At 36.8% G+C, this 22,502-nt stretch carries 18 protein-coding genes and 1 rRNA gene; 13 read left to right on the forward strand and 6 right to left on the reverse strand.

Annotated features, from left to right (window positions below; translation table 11 throughout):
* The first annotated feature begins 67 nt into the window (after window positions 1-67).
* The 8 genes from E2R67_RS06775 to E2R67_RS06810 all read left to right on the forward strand — a co-directional run bounded on the left by E2R67_RS06775 (window position 68) and on the right by E2R67_RS06810 (window position 8,467).
* Window positions 68-1,021 carry a 1-aminocyclopropane-1-carboxylate deaminase/D-cysteine desulfhydrase gene (locus tag E2R67_RS06775; RefSeq protein WP_134290173.1) on the forward strand — a complete coding sequence of 318 codons (954 nt, stop codon included), beginning with the start codon at window positions 68-70 and terminating at the stop codon, window positions 1,019-1,021.
* Window positions 1,022-1,103: 82 nt separating this feature from the next.
* Complete coding sequence (gene rsmC / locus E2R67_RS06780; protein WP_243836972.1) at window positions 1,104-2,147, forward strand: 16S rRNA (guanine(1207)-N(2))-methyltransferase RsmC; 1,044 nt, start codon at window positions 1,104-1,106, stop codon at window positions 2,145-2,147.
* A gap of 119 nt (window positions 2,148-2,266) precedes the next feature.
* Window positions 2,267-2,590, forward strand: coding sequence for a hypothetical protein (locus E2R67_RS06785; RefSeq protein ID WP_134290175.1), 324 nt, complete (start codon window positions 2,267-2,269; stop codon window positions 2,588-2,590).
* A 128-nt stretch (window positions 2,591-2,718) separates the two neighbouring features.
* Window positions 2,719-3,753: a TOPRIM nucleotidyl transferase/hydrolase domain-containing protein gene (locus tag E2R67_RS06790; protein WP_134290176.1), complete on the forward strand. Its 1,035-nt coding sequence runs from the start codon at window positions 2,719-2,721 to the stop codon at window positions 3,751-3,753.
* Window positions 3,754-3,843: 90 nt separating this feature from the next.
* Window positions 3,844-4,557, forward strand: a complete 714-nt coding sequence (locus E2R67_RS06795) for a hypothetical protein (RefSeq protein WP_134290177.1) — start codon at window positions 3,844-3,846, stop codon at window positions 4,555-4,557.
* Between the two features lie 95 nt (window positions 4,558-4,652).
* Window positions 4,653-6,590 carry an AAA family ATPase gene (locus tag E2R67_RS06800; protein ID WP_134290178.1) on the forward strand — a complete coding sequence of 646 codons (1,938 nt, stop codon included), beginning with the start codon at window positions 4,653-4,655 and terminating at the stop codon, window positions 6,588-6,590.
* A 909-nt stretch (window positions 6,591-7,499) separates the two neighbouring features.
* Window positions 7,500-7,883: a hypothetical protein gene (locus E2R67_RS06805; RefSeq protein ID WP_134290179.1), complete on the forward strand. Its 384-nt coding sequence runs from the start codon at window positions 7,500-7,502 to the stop codon at window positions 7,881-7,883.
* A 221-nt stretch (window positions 7,884-8,104) separates the two neighbouring features.
* Window positions 8,105-8,467 carry a hypothetical protein gene (locus tag E2R67_RS06810; RefSeq protein ID WP_134290180.1) on the forward strand — a complete coding sequence of 121 codons (363 nt, stop codon included), beginning with the start codon at window positions 8,105-8,107 and terminating at the stop codon, window positions 8,465-8,467.
* A 163-nt stretch (window positions 8,468-8,630) separates the two neighbouring features.
* Here E2R67_RS06810 and E2R67_RS06815 read toward each other — a convergent pair whose 3' ends face one another.
* Window positions 8,631-9,149 (reverse strand): cysteine hydrolase family protein, encoded by a 519-nt coding sequence (locus E2R67_RS06815; RefSeq protein WP_134290181.1) that lies wholly within the window; start codon window positions 9,147-9,149, stop codon window positions 8,631-8,633.
* A gap of 107 nt (window positions 9,150-9,256) precedes the next feature.
* On the opposite strand from E2R67_RS06815, the gene E2R67_RS06820 reads away from it, so the two are divergent.
* The 5 genes from E2R67_RS06820 (at window position 9,257) to E2R67_RS06840 (ending at window position 17,711) form a co-directional block, all read left to right on the forward strand.
* Window positions 9,257-10,183 (forward strand): GlxA family transcriptional regulator, encoded by a 927-nt coding sequence (locus E2R67_RS06820; RefSeq protein ID WP_134290182.1) that lies wholly within the window; start codon window positions 9,257-9,259, stop codon window positions 10,181-10,183.
* A gap of 359 nt (window positions 10,184-10,542) precedes the next feature.
* The gene (locus tag E2R67_RS06825) at window positions 10,543-14,730 is read left to right on the forward strand and encodes a leucine-rich repeat domain-containing protein (protein WP_134290183.1); all 4,188 of its coding nucleotides are present in this window, start codon (window positions 10,543-10,545) and stop codon (window positions 14,728-14,730) included.
* Window positions 14,731-14,768: 38 nt separating this feature from the next.
* Window positions 14,769-15,392 carry a hypothetical protein gene (locus E2R67_RS06830; RefSeq protein ID WP_134290184.1) on the forward strand — a complete coding sequence of 208 codons (624 nt, stop codon included), beginning with the start codon at window positions 14,769-14,771 and terminating at the stop codon, window positions 15,390-15,392.
* A gap of 348 nt (window positions 15,393-15,740) precedes the next feature.
* Window positions 15,741-17,189 (forward strand): methyl-accepting chemotaxis protein, encoded by a 1,449-nt coding sequence (locus tag E2R67_RS06835; protein ID WP_134290185.1) that lies wholly within the window; start codon window positions 15,741-15,743, stop codon window positions 17,187-17,189.
* 144 nt (window positions 17,190-17,333) lie between these two features.
* A complete protein-coding gene (locus E2R67_RS06840; RefSeq protein ID WP_134290186.1) occupies window positions 17,334-17,711 on the forward strand; it encodes a cytidine deaminase family protein in 378 nt (125 codons plus the stop codon).
* Window positions 17,712-17,725: 14 nt separating this feature from the next.
* Here the strand turns inward: E2R67_RS06840 and E2R67_RS06845 are convergent, their stop codons facing one another.
* The 5 genes from E2R67_RS06845 to rrf form a co-directional block, all read right to left on the reverse strand.
* Complete coding sequence (locus E2R67_RS06845; RefSeq protein ID WP_134290187.1) at window positions 17,726-18,622, reverse strand: DMT family transporter; 897 nt, start codon at window positions 18,620-18,622, stop codon at window positions 17,726-17,728.
* Between the two features lie 176 nt (window positions 18,623-18,798).
* Window positions 18,799-19,506 (reverse strand): helix-turn-helix domain-containing protein, encoded by a 708-nt coding sequence (locus E2R67_RS06850; RefSeq protein ID WP_134290195.1) that lies wholly within the window; start codon window positions 19,504-19,506, stop codon window positions 18,799-18,801.
* A gap of 53 nt (window positions 19,507-19,559) precedes the next feature.
* Entirely contained in the window at window positions 19,560-19,988 is a 429-nt protein-coding gene (locus E2R67_RS06855; protein WP_134290188.1) for a DUF3859 domain-containing protein, read from the reverse strand.
* Window positions 19,989-20,158: 170 nt separating this feature from the next.
* Complete coding sequence (locus tag E2R67_RS06860; RefSeq protein WP_134290189.1) at window positions 20,159-21,577, reverse strand: MDR family MFS transporter; 1,419 nt, start codon at window positions 21,575-21,577, stop codon at window positions 20,159-20,161.
* A 582-nt stretch (window positions 21,578-22,159) separates the two neighbouring features.
* Window positions 22,160-22,275, reverse strand: a 5S ribosomal RNA gene (rrf, locus tag E2R67_RS06865).
* Between the last annotated feature and the right edge of the window lie 227 nt (window positions 22,276-22,502).

Raw genomic sequence — 22,502 nt, forward strand, 5'->3', positions numbered from 1 at the left:
AAGAAGTTAAATAATAAGTTAATATACAGCAAATGGTATATTTTTTTTAAGACGCAAGAAGCATTTGATGAGTTTAATACAAACAAGGTTATCGCAACAGATTACACAAAGCCCATTGCAAAGGATTCACCATCCGTTATTAACCGCGAATAAAGTCACCTTATCAATCAAACGAGATGACCTGATACACCCAAGCATATCGGGTAATAAATGGCGAAAATTAAAATATAATTTACTTAATGCAGAAGCCAAAGGCATTAAAAATTTACTCAGCTTTGGTGGTGCCTATTCCAACCATATTCATGCATTAGCCGCTGCCGCACACTTATTCAATTTTAACGTCACGGGCATTATTCGTGGCGAAGCGCATTACGCCTCCAATCCAACTTTATCGCAAGCGCAAGCGTGGGGAATGCAATTACAGTTTGTTGACAGAAAAACCTATCGTCTCAAAGCGCAGCAAGATTATTTAGCACAACTCGCCCTAGACTATCCAAACACTTACCTTATTCCCGAAGGTGGCACCAATGCCTTTGCTATTCCCGGTGTTGAGGAAGTGATTTCAGAATTAATGCAACAGATACCGCAACACAAGATCCAACAGATTGATCACCTTTTTACAGCAACGGGCAGCGCAGGCACCTTATCGGGATTGATCAGTGGCGTCATCAAGCATTCGCCTAACACAAAAGTTCACGGTATTGCTGTGCTTAAAAATGCTGAATATCTAAATCAAGTGGTTCCAGAGTTAGTGCCTAACGCAACGCAAGTAAACTGGCAATTACATACAGAGTTTCATGAAGGTGGATACGGAAAAGTGTCAACAGCATTAGCTCAGTTTTGTCAGCAATTTACAGCTCACACACAAATCCCCATTGAGCCAATCTATACAGGGAAAATGTTATTTGCCCTGTGGCAGATGATCGAACAAGAGACTTTTGCGGCAGGCAGTCATATTGTTGCGGTACACACAGGTGGATTACAAGGACTCGCAGGGTTGAAAGAACAACAAAAATTCTAACGCCTCAGGGAATTTAACTCTATAATACGCAACAAAATACTTACCATATAAACATAAGCACATGCTTTACTAGGAATTAATAATGTCATCAAGCCAAACACTTTCAAACCCAAGCCTAGTTTTACAGCGCAATGAAGCATTATTCGCAGAAAAATCAATCCTAGTGGCCGGCAACATTGATGATCAATACCCGATTGAATTACAAAAAATGGCATCATCGAGTACCTTTTGTTTTAACGACTATCGCTACTTTGAAAAACTACAAAACCAATTACAAGACAGCCACTTCACGCACAACTATTCAGGCAAAACCGATGGCAGCCAATTCGATTTACTGCTTGTTTATATTCCAAAAGCAAAACCAGAATTAGAATACCTACTAGCCAACTTAACACCTCACTTGAAAGCCGGTGCAGAGATCGTACTAGTGGGCGAAAAAAAATGCGGCATTAAAAGCGTATCGAGTTTACTAGAAGCTTATGCAGAACAAATCAATATGATTGATTCCGCAAAACACTGCAGCGTGATCTACGCAGAACTCAGCAAAGCCGTAAAACCCTTTGTAGAAGAAAAGTGGATCAAAGATTACCAAATCAACCTCAACGACATTTCTCTCACTATCCGTTCATTACCCGGCGTATTTAGCTTTGGCGAACTCGATAAAGGCAGCGAGTTATTATTGAATAACTTACCAGAAGCATTAAACGGCACCGCTTTAGACTTCGGATGTGGCGCTGGCGTGTTGTCTTGTTACCTATTAAAACAGTATCCAGAATTGACATTAGACATGGTTGATATCAATGCTTATGCCTTAGCGAGTGCGCAATTAACCTTGGCAAAAAATGACTTAAAAGCCAATGTATTTGCGTCAGATGTGTTTTCAAAAGTAGATAAACAGTACGATGTATTAATTTCAAACCCACCTTTCCATTCAGGTCAAAAAACCAATTATGAAGCGGCAGAAACCTTTATTAATCAATCAAAAAATCATTTGAAGAAGAAAGGGAAGTTAATCATAGTAGCGAATAAATTCTTGCGTTATGAGCCGTTATTGAATGCTGCTTATAAGACGTTTGTGGAAGAAGCAGCGGATAATAAGTTTAAGGTGTTGAGTTGTAAGGGATAAGTTTGGCGGATTAGATCTTCGTTCTTCCTCGTTCCCATGGTCTTCGTGCGGATGGATATTTTCTACGTAGTTTTTATTAGTTAGCTCGTCTGCGCTCGTCGGATCATGTTGGTGTTTATTTGCAGTGTTTTCGCCCTGTCGGCGACTTTACTTTTTCTTGGTCAGAAGAAAAAGTAAGCAAAAAGACTGACACCGAATCGCTTTCTAATCCAAACAATGAATCCCTTTCTGATCGCACCAGTTCATACGGCACTTCCCTGTGCCGGATGAACTTACAGCAAACGTCCTGTTTGCTGTTGCTGAAAGTTATCCATCGTTTGGGAAAGCTCAACGGTGGCGATGTCGTAGCCGCGTTGAGTAAAGTTTTATTACCGATAGAACAACTCCATTCCGTGTTTCTACATGAGAAAGGTTTTATATTTTTGTTTAATAGCTTGATTTAATGCTTCATTACACTAAAGTAACCTCTAATTTATCAAATTAAACTATTCCGTCTTTCCATCGTAAATGTGGAAAAAATCGGTTTAATTGAGATGTTAGGCAGAACTCGCAATAGGTAAGTATCGAGATAATGGAATTCAAAGAAGAATACAAAAAATGGCTTGTACCACCTGAAGATGCACCATCCACTTGGTACAGAAAGAGGGGGTTTGCTTTTGAGAGAATACTGAAAAGCTGCCTAAGTCACGAACTAATGGATCCACGATCAAGCTATAAAGCAGAAGGCGAACAAATCGATGGATCATTTTTTCTAGACGGAAGTGTATTCATCTTAGAGGCAAAATGGCATAAAGATGAACTTCCCGCCTCATCCATTTATCAATTTAAAGGAAAAGTTGATGGCAAGTTATCTGGGACAATTGGGGTGTTTATATCAATGTCTGGATATTCCAAAGATGCAGTTGACGCATTGACCTTGGGAAAATCTCTTAACGTCATCCTATTTGGTAAGGAAGACATTGATATTGCAATTCTTGGGAACAGCTGCTTTAAAAATGTGCTGAAATCTAAGCTCAGAATCGCTGCCGAAGAAGGGGTTGTCTACCACTCTACAGAAGTAGAACAAGTATCAAAAGACGGGCAAACGATTATAGAAGATTTTACATACGACAGTATGTCTTCCAGTATTGTTAAGCAAGATTATAGTTTCGAAACGACACCAGACTTAGTGGTTGTTTGCGAAGGGGCTACAGACCGTGAATTGATTGCTCTGTTAGCAACAAAAATCCTTAACGTTTATGGATTGGCAAAGAAAATTAACATTATTGTTGCCATGGGTAAAATGACAATCCCTCGAGTTGCTAACGCGGCATCCAATATCGTAACTCATTCCCCTGTTTTAATTGTTACTGATTCAGATAATGATTTTGATAAAACACGAGATATGTTAAATCGTGGTGTTGAACTAGATCGTTGGGAGTACTCAATTCCAGATCCAGAAATTGAAGCTTGGCTCGGAGTAGATGGTAGAGAGTTGCGCCGACAGCACAAGGGAGAAAAAATGCGAGCTAAATTAACTGATCTCGTAGAGAAATTAGATCTAGAAGATCTATCGGAACGAGACTCTTCTTTCAAAGTTTTTTATGAATGGGTGAGAAATGCCTAACAATATGTTACCACGGAAAATTTACTCGTTAGCGTTCCTGAGTTTTCGCAGAGCACAGCGTTATGTTTTTATCACAGTTATGGAGTTTAAATGCTAGAAAGTGTTTTAAAAAATAGAAAGGAAACTGTTTTTAGAATTCTATCAATTGTTTTATCATCAATATTTTTTGCTCATATACCTCTGCTATTATTTTTAATTTATATGGGGCATCACGGGTTCTTCTCGTATGATTTTTTTTCTGATGGCCTTTTTGGACTTAAAGTATTCTTTTTTCTAACGTCTATATTTGTGCTAATTACATCTTTAGCAATATTTTGGTGGGTTATCTCTCTTGTTGAAAAATGGAAAAAAGGAACTTTTAAATTATGGACATTTATTGGAATCCTTTTATTTAATCTATTATTTTTATTAATCGTTGTCATGTCAATCCCAAAAAATGGAGATTACTTTAGGGTTGCTTATATTTTAGCTATTGGCTTTTTTGTTTCTATACATATCGCTTTTTTAATACATGCAAAACCAAGTGAGCAGTTTAGATCTCTGATAGGGGTTATTTTTATAATTACTTTTATGTCATTACATTTCAGAGAGCAAGCTTCATCAGTTTTAGCTATTGGCCTAAAATCATATGCTGTTGGAGGAGGAATAGAGGTTATTTTAAAACCTAAGTTAAAACAAAATAATAACCTCGCAGGCAATTTACTTTTAACCTCTCCGAAACACATCTATATAAAATTAGATGGCGCAGAGGAAATAAGTACAATTGATCGTTCGAAAGTAGATGTAATACAAACAAAAAAATAACAAGAAAATCAACAGCCAACAAAAACAGTGAGCGATTATTTAGGCGTTATGCATATCGAAAAAATTTAACCTCGGTGGTCTAGGGAATAAGTAAAATGTTACTCAAAGAAGTCATTGCTATAAATTATAAAAGTGTTCAAAAAATGGCACTTGAAATTAAGACCATTTCTCCAACAGTACTAATTGGAGAGAATGATTGTGGTAAAACAACATCATTGAACTCGGTAAGACTGTTATTAGAGCAGTCTTTTTCAGCGTCTATCCCAAATGATAAAACCGAGAAAAATGACTTATCTCATACTGCATTAACTAAAACTGAAATTAATGCTCACTTACGTGAGCAAGACTTGCCTGAGCTATTTGAACTAACGGAAGATCATCAACAAAAGTTCATTGTATGCATTGGTAAGTTTCAAATTGAAGATTTTGATAAAGACGCTGAAGGTATATCTAACCACCTAAAGTGGGTGCTGGAATCTGCAAGATTGATGGATGACCAGTGTAGGTACTTTTATAAAGCTAGGGTTATAAACGCAGATACAGGGGTAACTGAAATATATTACTCTCATGACCATCCAGATGAGCAGAGCTTAGCTAGTATTTATAGTTCGACTCAAGCTCAAGTCAATGCTGCTATCACTACTCATAATCCAGAGCAACAGAACCTCATTAATGATAATGGTGAAGGACGCTATACAATTTATGAAAAAATACGTTCGATACTAAATACAGTTTTTTGTTCGTATAAATTTGTTAAGTTTAGCGATGACACTAAACATAAGAAGTGGAAGCAAGACTTGCAGGCAGCTTTCCCTGAATACGCTTACTTGAGCTGGAACGAGTCACTAGAGGGCATAATTAAAGCGGCTAATGCTATTTTATCTGACTCTATCGAAGTAGAGGTTACCCGAGCCAAGAAAATTTCAGGCATGTTACGAATACGAGCACAGACAAAGATTAACCAAAAACTTGAAGAGCTGGGAATCCAGAATGAAGTTCCAAGTATTGAAAGTATCAGCGCCAGTATAAACTTTGAGTTAAAAAATCAACTTACAGACTTGTTTGTAGGTAAAGATAGCTCTGAAGAAAGTGTGCATATTGATAACCAAGGCGAAGGTATAAAACGTCAAATTTGGTTTGCATTGCTTAGGCTACAAGCAGAACAAGCAACTGAAACCAATAAAAGGTATGTCTGGTGTTTTGATGAACCCGAAACGCACTTGCATCCGAGAGCTCAAAGAGAGTTTATCAACACACTTCGCTTGTTATCGGAACAACATTTTCAAATATTGGTTAGCACTCATAGTACGATTTTCGTTAATGCCTCAAAGCTAGAAGATATAAACACTTTCAAAATTGAAAGTAGTTATACCAAAATAGGAGCCATAGAGGAGGTAGGGGACATTTTCGATACATTGGGTGTAAGGAATAGTGACTTCCTATTTTTCAATAAATTTCTTGTTGTGGAAGGTAATACCGAGCAAGCTTTAATCCCGTTGCTCTACCGTAAGTATACAGGTTGTACACTCCGTGAAAATAATATTCAGTTGATAAACTTAAAAGGGTGTACCAACGAAGATGTAGCAAATGATTTGTTAGATAGTTTAATTAACGGTTTTGCTAAACGAGACGATTTATCGATATATATCTTTGACGCTGACACCAACAAGCAGGAAGATGCACAAACATTTGTTGTAGGTAAGCAAGACTTAGAAGATTCATTACCTACTGGCCTATGGCCACAGATAGTGCGTGAAATGTATGGTGAAGACATTGAAATCACAGAACAAGATATTACAAGTATTATCGATGCAATTCCTATGGCGCAACAAGGGCACACTTTGCAAGCTAACCAAAAATTTGCACCTAAGTTGAGGAACTTAATCCGTCAGAAGCTAGTTGCCATAAACAGCGCAGAAAAAATTGACGACTGGCCGAATAAAAGCTTTGATTGGGGGAGCATCATTGGACGCCATCTTGATGTATCTGAAATCCCAGCCCCTATTAAAAGAGCATTTGATGCACTTGACTAAATATGCATAACAATCTGTTTATAACAATATTAGAGAGAAACATTGGGGTCAGGTCTTGTCTTTTGCCTTTAAGCTAAAATAAAACGATATTCAAAGCGGCTGCGACAACTCCCTCCGTCTCGTTTTTCTGAATCAATAAATGCCTTTAGCAAGGTTAGGCATGGATGCCGTTGCTAGCTCAGTTCGAGACATGGATGTCGAGTCTGAGCGGTGCGTTAAGAAGGTAGTTATTTATTCAGATTAAAAAACGAATCGGAGGTCAGTCTTTTTGCTTACTTTTTCTTCTGACAAGAAAAAGTAGAGTCGCCGACAGGGCGAAAACAATGCATATAATAATCAAAATGTATCAACGAGCGCAGACGAGTCAAGCAACAATATCGAAAAAACATTGGGGTCAGGTCTTGTCTTTTGCCTTTAAGCTAAAATAAAACGAAACTCAAAGCGGTTACGACAATTCCACCGTTGAGCTTTCCCAAACAATGGATAACTTTCAGCAACAGCAAACAGGACGTTTGCTGTAAGTTCATCCGGCACATGGACGTGCCGTATGAACTGGTGCGTAAAGAAAGTTCTCCATTATTTGGATTAGAAAGTGATTCGGTGACAGTCTCTTTGCTTACTTTCTCTGCTGTTCAGAGAAAGTAGAGTCGCCGACAGGGCGAAAACACAGTCAATAAATATCAAATTGCGTCGACGAGCGCAGACGAGTTAATAATATTTTAAATTAGAAAGTGATTCAGTGGCGAGTTATGCTATAGCGTAGTTTCACGAGCGGATTAAGCTCTTCATATTCTGTTCCATCTCTTTGCTTACTTTCTCTGTTGTTCAGAGAATGTAAAAGAATTGGACATCCTCTCGTTGAACTCAACAATACCAAAAAAATATTTAAGAATGAAATAAGGAATCTTGATGGAATCGCCAGAACAGTTAGTTAGATCTTTTATTGTTGATTACAAAATTTGGAATGACGAATCCATTATTATTGATCAAAGAGATGAAATTAAAGGAATGGATATAGCGGAAGATAATTATAAATTATTAATTGAAAAGTATTGTTTACCATCGGTTGTTCCACAAGGCGTTGCTTATGCTTCAGATTCAGCGCATTGTTTAGATGAAGAAGTCATTTTACAGGTTATTATCGATAACAATAAAGCCACAGTTATTACGCAACATACTGATGCAGATGATTTTATATCTGACTACGAATATCATTTAACATTAACCGATAATGGTTGGAAATTACTTTCTCTTTTATATGTAGATGAAGACGAAAAACTCGAATCTTTATAAATTTATAAGTAGTTATTTTAAAAACGCGCTGATAAAAGAGTCAATCACCGTCAGGACAAAATCAATCAATATAGAAAACGAAGTAGCCTCGACGAGCGCAGACGAGTTAAACAAAAAATATGCATTTTCAGTGGGAACGAACACCCAATTAATAAGATGATAGGTATTAGAAAACGATGAAATATATTTATCTTTTATTAACTACTATAGGGCTAAATTGTATGGCTGATAACCACCAACCACAAGTCGTAGATTTGACGATAAATAATGGAGATACAGAGTCTTGGATAGGTAAAGACGTCTCTTCAGTGATAACCGTAGACGATATATCGAAAGTAATATTGCTAAAAACAAAGACTAGCGCGCCAACCGATATTAATATTAGAAGTATTCTCAGTAGCATAGAAAAAGCGACAAAATTTGAATCTCATAGCCTATATTTCCCTGAATTATCTATTATATATGAGGCGTTACTCCTTACAAAAAAAGGGAAATATATTCGGTATATTTCCACTGGAGAATTGATACGCATATCTCTTGAGGATGGAGATAGAGTGTTTAAGTGGCATAAAGAAATATTCTAATAAACACTTCCACGTAGATGACATCCCTCAAAACTTTAAATTAAAATAGAAAAAGACTCAAAGCGGTTACGACAATTCCACCGTTGAGCTTTCCCAAACAATGGATAACTTTCAGCAACAGCAAACAGGACGTTTGCTGTAAGTTCATTCTATAGATGATGCATTAAGAAAATGCATCAGAAAGCATCTTTAATTTAACTCGCGTTGAAAGCGCATTAAGTGCAATCTTATTAATCATCTCATCCACTGTTGTACAACAATCTTGTATCACGGTGACATCATATTTATCAGTAGCTTTTGAAATAGCAGTATGCGTGATGCAGTTTTGCGTCATCATGCCTGCAATTAATAAATCAGTCACTTGATGTGTTGCTAACACTTGATCTAAATTTGTTTGATGAAAACTATCGGCAACACTTTTTTCAACAATATCAGCATCTGCTGAGAGACTTAAAATATCAGGGTGTATGGCGACACCAACACTTCCTTTATTAAAAAACGGCGCGTTATCCGTTGCGGCAATATGTTGAATAAGAATAATGGGGATATTTTTTTGCTTTGCTTTATCTATCGCTATTTTTATATTACTTAATACTTTATCTGTATTGTGCAGTGGATACTTTCCCTGTGGGAAATAATCATTTTGTAAATCAATAATTAATAGCGCTTGTTGCTTATTCATCAATATTCCTTAATGGCTTATTAGTTTGAGCAATTAGTATATGATTTGTGTCATTGACTTATCAGAGTCATAATTGACATTAACCAAGCCAAAAATGACAAAATAAAATGACAGTTATTAATATTGCGATTATTGATTATCCAAACAGTTTAAAATCTGCGTTATATGGGTTTGTTGAGATGTTCAATTCGGCAAATCAAATTGCAGCAGAACAAAACGTTAACTGCCAATTTATCCCCCAAATAATAGATTCGAGTGAAAGCACTGATTTCTCAAATGAGAAATTTACTATTATTCTTTTACCGCCAAGTAACCGAAGTGACTATTACCTAACACCCTCAAACCATTTACTACAAGGTTTGTTGCAGCAACATCTCACTGGGGCAACGCTATGCTCTGCATGCGCAGGAACATTTATTCTTGCTGCGACTAATTTGTTAAAAGATAAACAAGTGACAACCCATTGGGGATTAGAAGCACCCTTTCGTCAGAAATTTCCAGAGATCAGATTGAATGTCGATAAAATATTAATTAACCAAGGGAATATCATTACCGCTGGTGGCATGATGTCTTGGCAAGATCTAGCGCTCGAAATAATCTGCCAATATACCAACGCTAACGTATTGCACCGATTAGGGAAGTATTTAGTCATAGACACAGGTCAACGAGAACAGCGCTTTTATCGCCAATTCATACCGATTTTAAATCATGGAGATACGCAGATCTTATCTATTCAACATGCACTTAAAGAAAGTTTTTATTTGCCTCAAACTATCGCAGAGATTGCCACACGAAATAATTTAACAGAACGAACTTTCTTACGTCGATTTTTTAAAGCTACACAATTAAAACCTAAACAATATATTCAACATTTGAGAATACAAAGAGTCTGTGAGTTATTAGAATCAAGCAAACTTTCATTTGAGCTGATTGCCAACCAAGTTGGTTACGAAGATAGCGGTGCATGCAGGAAGTTATTTATCCGTATTATTGGTTTAACACCCAGTGAATTTAGAAAACGTTTTGTAGAGTAAAGATCAAAGCTGTACCGTCTTTTGGGAAAACATTAAATAACCATTTATTCAGCTCATTGATAATGAGGTAAAAATCTATTTATTTGCCATAAAGAAAACTTAAAGACTATGCCCGCAATAAAAAGTATGCAATCCCTTTATCCATATCATGCTCTCCTAATCACATTTCAATAAACCAGATCCTTTATTAAAACATAAACGCTATTATTTGATATTGGATATTGGAGATTCTAACTTGTATTGTTATGATGAAGTACAGATATGTCCTAACTAACCTTTTTTAATTTAGTTTTCACTTGGCTTTAAAGAATGCCAAATGAAATTTAACAGAAACTCAATAACCATAAGTAAGCATTCACATGAAAAAAAACTTAGTTAACAGCACCAAGCTTTGGAATATAAAAACTGATGGTAAATCTCATACGGTGAGTTATGGGAAAGTTAATGGTAAGTTGACAAAAAAAGTAAAAAAATTTGAAACCATAGAAGCTTGTGAAAAAGATGCAGAAAAACTGATTAAATCTAAAATCAATGGTGGTTACATTGAGCTTAGCATTTCAATTAAAGATGTTGATCTCGACTTTTTATACAGAATAGAGCAAGTTCAAAGAGGCAATGCCACAGAGATTGAACCTAATAATAGGAAAATATGGGAAAGCAGTGACGAACTCCTTACTGAGATATGGAAATGTACAGCGTTAGAGCATTTACATATTGCGGGAATTAATGACGGTATTGGTAACTTAGTCAATCTTAAAAGCCTTGAATTCAGTCTCAGAGAAGATCAGCATGTTCCTAGTTCCATTAAACATTTAAATAAATTAGAAGAGCTCAAAATTCATTTTGCCTACCAAGGTGAATGTATTATCCCAGATGAAATAGCCGCCCTTTCTAGTTTAAAAAAATTAATAATTTTCGTGAACGAAGATTCAGTAATACCAAATGCTATATGCCAACTCACTGCATTAGAATACTTGGAAATTCATGGCAGTATCGCTTATGAGCTTCCACAGACACTAGGCAACCTATCTCATCTCAAAACATTAAAAATAGAGAGAGCCAATGATTTACAAGCGTTACCGAGTTCCATCGGGGAACTCAAAAACTTAGAAACATTAATCGTTAGAGAATGCCGAAGCGCTTATGGTAAAACCGAGGATTCTGGCCTGATCATTCCTAAAGAAATTGGGCAACTATCAAACTTAATTGAACTTAACCTTGAAGAAAATGGTTTAACCACCTTACCAGAAGAAATAGGCCAACTTAGCAAGCTTACTAAGTTGCATATTGAATCTAATCTATTTGAACATTTCCCTGTTATCTTATGTCAATTAACGTCATTAGATACGTTAGAAATGAGATGCCGAAGAACAGAAATAAAAGAAATACCTGAAGCATTAACCAACTTAAAAAACTTAGAAGAATTCTCTATTAATTTAGCTGAAAAATCGAATATTCCAGAGCAATTTATTGTATCTGAAGGGTTTGGTAGTATTAATGTAGAATCAATTTTTGATTACTTCTCAAGCTTAAAAAATAAAAAATCAGACGTTGATGTTATTGTCAGCGAAGCACCTGCAAACAAAAAAGAATTGGTTGAACAACGAGCACCATTATTTGATAACACTTTTACGAAGATAAATAACCGAAGTCTCGGCGAAAGCCCACTTAGAATTAAAGCATTAAAAGATTTTGTTAGTGGCGAGTCAAACGAACTCCCAGTTGCCTTAAGAGATGATGTTCATGATTATAAATATATTGTTGATTTATTAGTCCCTTTTAATGAGTGGAATTTTATAGATCAACGTATTTTACAATTCATCACACAAGATGCGTTTTATTTTCCAAAGAAAAATATTTTAGATGAAATATCTTTCCGAGGTTATCACAATGAGTTCTTTGATAAGTGGCTTTTACCACAGCTGGAAACTGAAGAGCAAGGCGGGAACCTTTTACAAGACGTATTTAACTGCGTTATTAATGCAGGCATTGAAGAAACACTTTGCTTTGAAGCTTTTCTCTCCGCTATTCCAGCAAAAACACGTTTTTTTAATACAAACAACACACCTAATTCCATTGGTAACTATATTATTGAAAAAGCAAAGGCTGATATCACAAACTTTGCTGACGTTATCATCAAACACAATTTGAGAAGCCCCTTTATTAAGTTAATGCTATTAGAGCACCGTGCGTTATTGGATGAATGTTTACCGCAATTATTAACGATCAGTGAATACTTAGGAACAGGTGGTTCAAACAAGCACATTCCATTTAGTTTGTTAGAGCTATTGTTAGCTCATGACTTCAACGCTTACGAACATTATGTTCACCAACTCGTGGCACAAACAGATTGTCATGAATGCATTATGGAATGCTACAGAGTACTTGCTGAAACCAATGAACAAGAATACAAACAAGTAACCCTTGAAAAAATCAAAGAAACTCTGGTTATTATTTCTGATAAGAAAAATGATACAGGGGAAGATTTCTCATGGTCAGTGAATAGTTGTTATGGCGACAATACGAAAGGCTTTATTGATTGGGCATTGAGCATGTATGGTGAAGCGTTGCAACAAGCGGTTCATCAATACCTTGAAAATACACGTAGACATAATTTAGAGATAACGGCAACCATCCTAAATCATTTTGGTGAAGATGCATTACAAGCTGTTAAGCATGACTTTAAAGTCACAACAACTAGTGAAGGTTCCGTTGAATATTATCGTTCCTTGCTTCATATTTTGAGTCAGGTTGAGATATCAAACCCAGTTAATTTCTCTGCTGTTTATGATGAAGTGTGGAAACTAGCAGGCAATAAAAAACTTGAATTATCACAAATGGCGGCGTTCCAACTGTCAAGAACAGGCAATGAAACCGTTATAAGCAAAGCAGTTAAATACATCAATTCCAAAAAAGACAGTGAACGACTAGCAGCCCTTCGTGTGCTTTATTACCTAAATGACCCGCAATATTTCCCACTGATTGAGTCAATGCTTAACACGGAGCAGAAACCATCGATAAGAGAAGTGGCTGTTATGATAGTTTATGGTAACGAAGACTTCAGCGCGGTCACGATTGATGAAATGAAACAACGCGTGCAAGTTGTGGCTGATTTGGGGTTATTAAAAACACAATTGCTAAAATCGCAGAGCAAACTACCGCCTCTACTTTGGGCTGACGGAAATGCGCTGACAAAACAAGAAGTGAATTATTTACTTTATCGTCAGAGTCTAAATAAAACCATTTCAGCGGATGTTGAATTAAGACCACTTTTCAATTTATTAGAGCCTGAAAGTGCGCAAACATTTGCGAGCGAATTATGGAATTTGATCCTTAAAACTGAAGGGATAAACATCAAGCCGAAAGGGCTTTTAGCACCTGTAGGCATTTTAGGTTCAGACGACCTCATTGACAGTTTGTTGCATGAAGCGCTCAAAAATAAGAAATTACAAGCTTGTCAACTATTAGGGCTAATGAATACAGAAGCTGCGGCTTGGGCGTTAGACAGGATCATTAAGGCGAATGCAGAAAGCTATAATACGATGCTACGTGAAGCTGAAGCCGCCTTCGCTGCAATAGCAGATCATTTAAATCTCACATCATTAGAGCTACAAGAGCGCATGTTGCCTGATTTTGGTTTTACAGAATTAGAACAAGAATTTATTGAAAACGACATCCATTACACTCGATTTATCGACCGTTCTCTGTTATTTGCTTATAAAGATCAACAAGGCAAAATAATCAAGAATATTCCCAAAGCCAGTGCTGAGTTTAAAAAGGCACAAAAAGAGTCGAATGCATTATTAAGAACCGTCGTTAAGCAGTTTTCTCAGTCGCTTAATAGCCATTTGATAACACAAAAATTTTGGATGGCTGATGACTGGCAAGCATTTTTCCTTACACACCCCGTTGCCTTTGCGTTCGCGCAAAACAGTGTTTGGCAAAATGCGCACACTTACTTTATCGTCGATGCAAATGGTCACTTAGTTAACGCTCAAGGCGATGCTGTTGAATTGACAGCAAAAGATAAAATAAGCTTGGCGCATCCTATTCAAATGGGCTTAGAGAACATTCAAATATGGGATCATTATTTGCGAGAAAACGATCTTTCATCACCGTTCAATCAACTAGAAAGAAACTTACACGGACCAGCAGAAGAGGATTACCACTCAACTATAGGAAGTAGTTTTGAAGATCAGGCTAAACTCGTCGGTAAATTCAAGTACCGAGCAAGAAAATCTGGATGGCGAACTGGCGCAGTAGTAAGTGGGGAAGTGACTTCTTATCAAAAAACCTTTGCGGCAGATAATATTGATGTGTTTATAGAGACACGAGGATTACCAATACGTGAGGGTTATGAGGATACGATGAATTTAGGGCGATTCTATTTTGTGCCAATGGGAAGCGTCAACACACAAAGTTTCATGTATAACGCCCCTTATGATGAGCAAGATAAACGTCTTATTCCGTTTTCTGAAGTGCCTCCAATTGTGTTTTCAGAAACCATTGCTGACTTAGTTAAGATCACCGACGATGAAATGTGGTAAGCCGATAATTTAGGCTTTTCATTAACAGGGCTCAATTTATGAAAAAGGGCCCTGTTAACGTCACCAATCGCCATTCACACGGTCACTTCAAACACAAAGAATTACCACTTATGATAAATAGTAAAATAGAGTTAGAGCATGCTTTTTCGGCCTTACAAGGGAAATTGATCACCTCTGTTTGGTATAAAGGCAAAACAACTATTTCAGAGGTTCATCATAGCGCTGAAGAAGGCATTTTTTTTGAATTATCTAATGGGGAAGTGTTTCATATTTATCCCGGCGATGAGTTAAACCAAAAATTGATCCATGGAATTTATATTAAACAAATAAAACACTGGGAAAAAGAGAGAAGGTATTTTAAAAAAATAGAAAATATCAGTGACATTTGGGGGCATTTTCTAGGAAAAGAAATACAGCTTGTTCGCTTAAATTGGGAGATAATCGGAAATCATACCCGTGGTTACGGTTACCCAAAATCACTTAGCGATTACGCACATGGTGTTGAATTTAAAGTTAAAGACGAACCATTAGTGTATTTAGACGTGATGAAAGTTTTTGATGACAATACAAAGGCGACATTAGGTTATCCCGAAATTACTGTATTTTTTGACTCAGAAAGAAGACGCAAACAAATAGAAAGATTCCGAATTTATCAACTTTAATCTTTTTAAGAGGAAACTAAGAAACAATTTTTATTTAAAAAATGAAAAATATTGTCCAACTTTCAGGTGTTCTACAATAAAACAGCAACAAATTTACAAATAATCAATAATTTACCCTCAAGTTAACCTAACTATTGCCGATATAATGACTTAACTCTTGACTGTATGGTTAAAAATATAATATTTTGAACGATTGAACTTAAATCAATTATCTTTTAGGAGATAAATAAGTTTGAAAAATTCAAAAGCATTATAAGTTCCCCCAAAAAAAGAAATTGCATGGATGCCTTTGTATTGATTGGGACTAATACGTTTTTTAAAATTAATTAAATGCTCCATGGAGATATTATGAAAGAAGTTCAATTTCGAAACGTAGATAAATTATTCATTAAGATGTCTATCAATGACAAATTTTGGGTCATTTTTGGTCTGTGTTTTGTAGTGTTAACGGCTCTATCGGTTACTCGCTATCAACACGATGTAAAACAAATCGAAACGCAATCAATGATTGCACTAGAAAGCCAATTGTCAGGTATGGTTTTAGCACTGGAGTCTAACAAACAATTAGAAAAAATGACTTCATTAGGCATTAAATCAACCTCATCAAAAGCCTCTTCACGCAACGCAGATAAACTCACAGCCGTTGTTAAAACCCAAGCTAACAAATATGTCGCATTAACTCAAACTGTGTCACCCAAAGAAGCTGAAGCAAAGCAACTCGCTTTAAATGCATTATTGCTTTCTTTTCTTTGGTTATTACCTTTAGCCCTTGTTTTATATTGGACTGCGACTTTTATTGGTGGTGCACTTTGGGTTTTATGGAGCACAACGGAAAATATTGCTAAAGGCGATTTAACTTCACGTTTAGGTTTCCATCCTGGTCGAGATGAGTTTGGTACGATTGGTTGTGCACTTGATAATGCAATGGATACGCTAACTGAGCTAGTTGAAATTGTAAAAGAGAATGCAGAAACATTACATAACGCATCTTCTTCTTTATCGAATGAAACACGTCAAAGTGAAGAGCAGATTAACCTGCAATACTCTTCACTTGATTCAGTAGCGACAGCGATGGAAGAAATGACAGCATCTTCAATGGAAGTAACTGATATTTCTAAACAAGCTTCACAGCAAATTGAAGATAACGCAGAACACGTAAAACAAAGTGATGGACGAGTACAGACAGCGATTAAAGAGATTCAACAGTTATCTTCTTATATTGATCAAACATCAAACTCAGTGGTCACTTTACAAGAGAACGCGACAAAAATTAATGAAGTGATCACCACTATCAGTTCAATCTCAGAGCAAACGAATCTACTTGCATTAAATGCAGCGATTGAAGCCGCTCGTGCTGGTGAAATGGGTCGTGGATTTGCGGTGGTTGCCGATGAAGTAAGAACCTTAGCGGGTCGTACTCAATCAGCTACGCTTGAAATTCAATCAACCATTGAGAACTTGCAGTCTGAAACTAATAACATTTCGAATATGGCAGAAAGCACTGTAAAACAAGCGCAGGTAAGCCGTGATTTAATTACTGAAATTGGTGCAGATGTAAACTCAATTACTGAATCATCACAACTGGTTAACGATATGAGTTACCAAATTTCACATTCTTCAGAAGAGCAAAGTTCTGTTGCTAACAATATTTCAGAAGAGCTAAGTGGTATTCGTTTACAGTCTAATACGGTGAAAGATTTAGTGGCTCAATCTGCACAAGGTGTTGTTCAATTATCTCAAGCATCTGAAAACCTAGGTAAGATTTTAGCACGTTACCAAACCGCTAGAAAATCATAGTTAATTAAGCACGAGTAGGACCAAACCTGCTCGTGCTTGATAAACTACAGCATTCGTATTGAATAGGACATTCAAGCGACTTATTATTAATAACCAAAGTAAAGCAAAACCTCTCTAATTAAATAATGTATAAAGGAACTTAATATGTCATTTAAGCAATTAACCGAATTAGCTCAATCAAAGCTACGCGCCAAACAAACTAGTGGTTTTATCTCTTGTGGGCAAGTTTCAGCAGCCATTGAAACTGTCGATGGTAATCAATATGTAGGTGTGTGTATTGATACACCAAGTTCACTTGGTATCTGCGCTGAAAGAAATGCAGCCGGTAACATGATCACAGAGGGTGAATTTCAAATCGTTAAGCTAGTTGCTTTAAAAGGTGAAAAAACAGTTTTGCCTTGTGGTGTTTGTAGGGAGTTTTTATTACAGTTACACCCAGAAAATGGTGAAATCGAAATTCTACAAAATATTGATGGCACAACCATAAAGCTAAAGCAGTTAATGCCACAATGGAGAGAATAGTGTAAATCTTAAAGCTATATTTTCGACTTACGTGTTTGAATTAACAAACACACTGACACTAAACAAACACCTACCCATCCAATCACTTTAAATTGCTCTCCAATAAGAAAGACTGCTAAAATCGTTGCGATAATAGGCTCAATTAATGTAATCAAGGTCGCTTTACTTGCATCGACAAAATTCAATCCAAAAGCAAATAATAGATAGCCGACAAACATAGGAATAATTGCCATATACAAAGAAACCAAAGTATTCGTTGAACTGGCAAATAAGTTATCTCCTGTAAACCAGAGCGAAGGTAACAACAACAATGAAGCGCAACCAAATAAACCAGACATAGCGGAACGCGAATGTACGCCCTTTTCAATTAAACATTTTGCAGCCCATGAATAAGAGGCATAAGCAAAGCCAGCAATACATCCCAAAAGCACACCCAAACTCTGCTGTTGGAAACTGTTATGAATACTATTTAATTCTTTTCCTAACACTAACAACACAATACCAATTGCACCGATGAAAAAGCTGAGTAACCATTGTAAGGAAATATGTTTTTTACTGATAAATCGATCAAGCAAAGCTGCAAACAATGGCGCACTAGCAATGGAAACAACGGTACCGATAGCAACACCAGAAAGACGCATTGAGCTATAGAACGCAAGTGGATAAATCGCAACGGAAATACCACCTAATAATAGAACTTTAGGTTGTTGTAACAAGAGTTTGTATTCTGAAAACAGTTTATTTCGTGCTGCAATAACAAGCAGTAACCCACCTATTCCCGTTGAGAATGCTCCTATCGCTAATGCACTTACATTTAAGGAATAGCTTGCGGCCGTGCCTGTGGTCCCCCATAAAAAACTGGCCACTACAATGGCAAAAATACCTTTTACATTGACAGAGTTGCTTTGCATTTTTAACCTTTAAAATTAATTACATCAGAGCAGGAAGCATAATCGAATTATGGAGGGAAGATTTAACCATTCAGACGCTATTGTTGACGATTAAGACCCTTTTATACCAATCATAGTAAGTAACTAAGCTATTTTTCCAGCGCAAAATTTAGAGCAGTTATTTAATACAATTGGTATTACTTTTTAAATTTATTAGGAGAGAAACCAAAATACTGTGAAAACTTTCGGCTAAAAGCTGAAGGCTCTTGATATCCGACACGTTCTCCTATGATTTGTAATGGATAATCCGTATGCGTCAATAAAGCTTGTGCCTTTTCCATACGCAATTTTGTAACGTATTTCATAACAGTCATATTCGTTTGCTGTTTAAAGAGCTTCTTAAATTGAGTCTCACTGAGACAAGCTAATTCCGCTAACTTTTTTATTACTAACTGCTCTGCAATATTTTGTTCAATAAAAGAAATCGCCTTGGCAATGCGATCATCTACTTTTGCTAATAAGGGTTGCTCAGCCAACAACAAATTGAACATTTGAAACATGTTTTGCTCTAATGCTTCATTTATTTTATTTTCTAACTGACTTTCAATAAAAGCTAAATAACGACTAAGTGAGCGATCAATAGCAAAAACAATCTGTTGTGATGCATCAATATTATTAGGTAGGTTTTGCATATCAGCGACAACAAAACGAGCCTGTTGATCTGCGGTAAATAAATGTTCTTCATTTGTTTTTACAACAACGCATTCTCCCGGTGCGACCTTTCCATTGAAGTCACCAACACGTATATTGATAACGCCACGCAAAGGAAGAACAAGTTGATTAAAAGAATGCGAGTGACTTGTAGGTTTTGTACTATAGGAGCGAATGGATAATAGATTTTTTATCATTGTATAAACTCCATTCCCATCAATTAATTAAAGCATCATAGAGCGAAATTCTAAAGATAAGCAAATCTTTGTTTAGTTACTGTATTCGGCTCGCCAGAAAATACATTAAAGGTTTTATCGGCAATGATAGTTCCGTCTAGCTCTAGCGTCATACGCCATGGTCCACATTTATCGTCTATAGGCGCCCAAATTGTATCTCCTAAGTAGAAACTCCAATCGTTGTTGGTTATATGCACTTCACCAGTAAACGCTTCACAAGGCTCGCCTGCTTTATTATGTACGTTCGGGTGGTCGATACAGTAAAATGCTTTTTTACCACGCGCGTTTTTTACATTAATTACAAACCCAAATTCAATATCAATTTCAGCGGGGATATCTGTAGTAAATTCTTTAACTTGAGGCAAATCTTTAGACTTTGCATCCCAATGAGAATAAATACCATAGGTTTGCATTTTGATTGCCGGCTTTTTCTTTGCCATAGTTTATTACCTGTTAAAAGTATGGCGCGAATTATAGCTAAAAAGAAATTGATAGAATAGTTATAGCCATTTATTTATATGTAGAAGAATCGTCCAAACAATTGATATTGCTACTCCAATTGTTTGCAGTCAAAGTTTAAATTTAGATATTAAAGTCAATTAATTTTCTATTAATGCCCTAGCGATATAACAGGTGCGCGAGCCGCATTAAGAGCAGCTAATCCAGAGACAATAGCTGTGACAAAAAAACTAGTTTGAAACGCAGAAATTATAGGCTCTTGTGGCCCACTTAAGAGTGTTTCTATGCTTGTGTTATGGTCAAATCCAGGCAATAAACGATAAATAAGTACACCAAATAAAGCCGTACCCACCGCAGCCCCTAGATTCCGAGATAAGGACGCTAACGCAGTCACCGAACCGATGTTGGCTTTTCCTGCCACGGTTTGTATGACTAACTGTGTTGTAGGCATTACCGTACCAAAACCAATGCCACAAAGTGTACCGAGTAATCCGACAACAACAGGAGAAGGAGACACAGTAGCCAATGCAATAAAACCAATACTGGATAATGTCATACCAACAACGGGTATCCACTTTGGAATGCCTGTTCTTGCCATAATACGTCCGCTACATAGTGCACCAAAGATATGACCACTAGTCACAGGCAATAATAATAAGCCAGAGATGGCCGCATTAGTTTTTAATCCTAATTGTAAATAAATGGGCATAAAAAAGATCAAAGCAAACAAACAAAAAGCAAATAACATCGAAGTGATTAAAGGGATATAAATCGCCCTATTACGTAATAATTCGTTCGGTAAAAACGGCGTCGAATGGTGTCGTTGATTCATCACAAAAATAACAGCAAGCGCTACAATGATGCAGGCGTAGTAGAAACTGGTTAACGAAAGCCAATCGAAACTTTGTCCGCCTACTGACATCCAATAAAGGAACACAGTACACAGCAATGGGAAGACGAATAAGCCAATCCAATCAATGGGTTTATTACGGTGTTCATTAACCGCTTTAGGTTGCAACTTAACTAAACGTAGCACAGCCACTAATGCTAATGGTATATTGCCCCAAAATAACCAATGCCATGAATAATGAGTCACTACAAAGCCACCAATAACTGGACCACCGATACTTGCACAGGCAAACATAGCGGCAAAGTAACCTTGATACTTTGCTCGCTCGCGCGGTGGAATCAGATCGGCAATGAGTGCTTGTGATAAACTCATCAAGCCACCGCCGCCTAACCCTTGTATAACGCGCCCCATGATCATATCAGACATATCAGTTGCTAAAGCACTCACCACCGATCCAATACAAAAGATTCCCAAAGCCCAATACAACATAGTGCGTCGACCATAACGGTCACTTAACCAACCATATACCGGCACCGATGCAGCTGTTGCTAATAAATAGCCGATGGCAATCCAAGAAGAAAGGTGTAACTGCCCTAAATCGCTGACAATACTAGGTGTTGCGGTGGCTAAAACAGTTTGATCGACAGCAGCTAAAAACATGGGTAGGAAGACTGCAGAAAAGAAAATAAGAAAAGTTTCTCGTGTTAAAGAACTACTCATAGTTTTTATAAACTCAAGTTATTGAAATGAAGTGATAGGTATTTTTAATTATAAAGCTACTTTACGTTTTTTTATACCTTATACCACTCCCATAATATTATGGTCAGGGCTTGTTGAGGGAAAATGATAAAGAGCAAGGCGCATGATTGAGTCATAGCTTGCTCTTGCGATTGAATGCAACGAGCTATCTATTATTTTAACCAACAAGATAGATCAGATACTTATGCGGAATGGTATCACTCATCAAACTTTACACTTAAATTATAAACATAAAAAAAACCTGTCGACTTTCATCAACAGGGTTCATTTAATTAGGCGCTTGCAATGGGTGAACATTGCTCATAACGCATCGCTGTCACGATATTCGCCCTACTTTCTACGTAGGTCATCAATTAACAGATATAAAAAAACCCAGTAAGAAAATACTTACTGGGTTCGTTTAATTAGGCGCTTGGCAATGGGTGAACATTGCTCATAACCCATCGCTGTCGCGATATTCGCCCTACTTTCTACGTAGGTCATCAATTAACAGATATAAAAAAACCCAGTAAGAAAATACTTACTGGGTTCGTTTAATTAGGCGCTTGGCAATGACCTACTTTCACATGGGGAGCCCCCACACTATCATCGGCGCAGCTACGTTTCACTTCTGAGTTCGGCATGGGATCAGGTGGTACCATAGCGCTATTATCGCCAAGCATAAAATGTTAATTAGAAAAGCTGGGACTTAATGTCATATGTTCTAATTCTTTGAAATTGTTTAATCTTACAAACTTATGTATGTAAATACACTTCACAAGCGCGATTTAACGTCTCTCGACAAGTCTTGGTCAACCAACACTTCTTAGGTGTTGTATGGTTAAGCCTCACGGGTAATTAGTACAAGTTAGCTCAATACATTACTGCACTTACACACCTTGCCTAT

Origin of the sequence: Psychromonas algicola, from assembly GCF_004378355.1 — a bacterium.
Classification (GTDB): Bacteria; Pseudomonadota; Gammaproteobacteria; order Enterobacterales; family Psychromonadaceae; genus Psychromonas.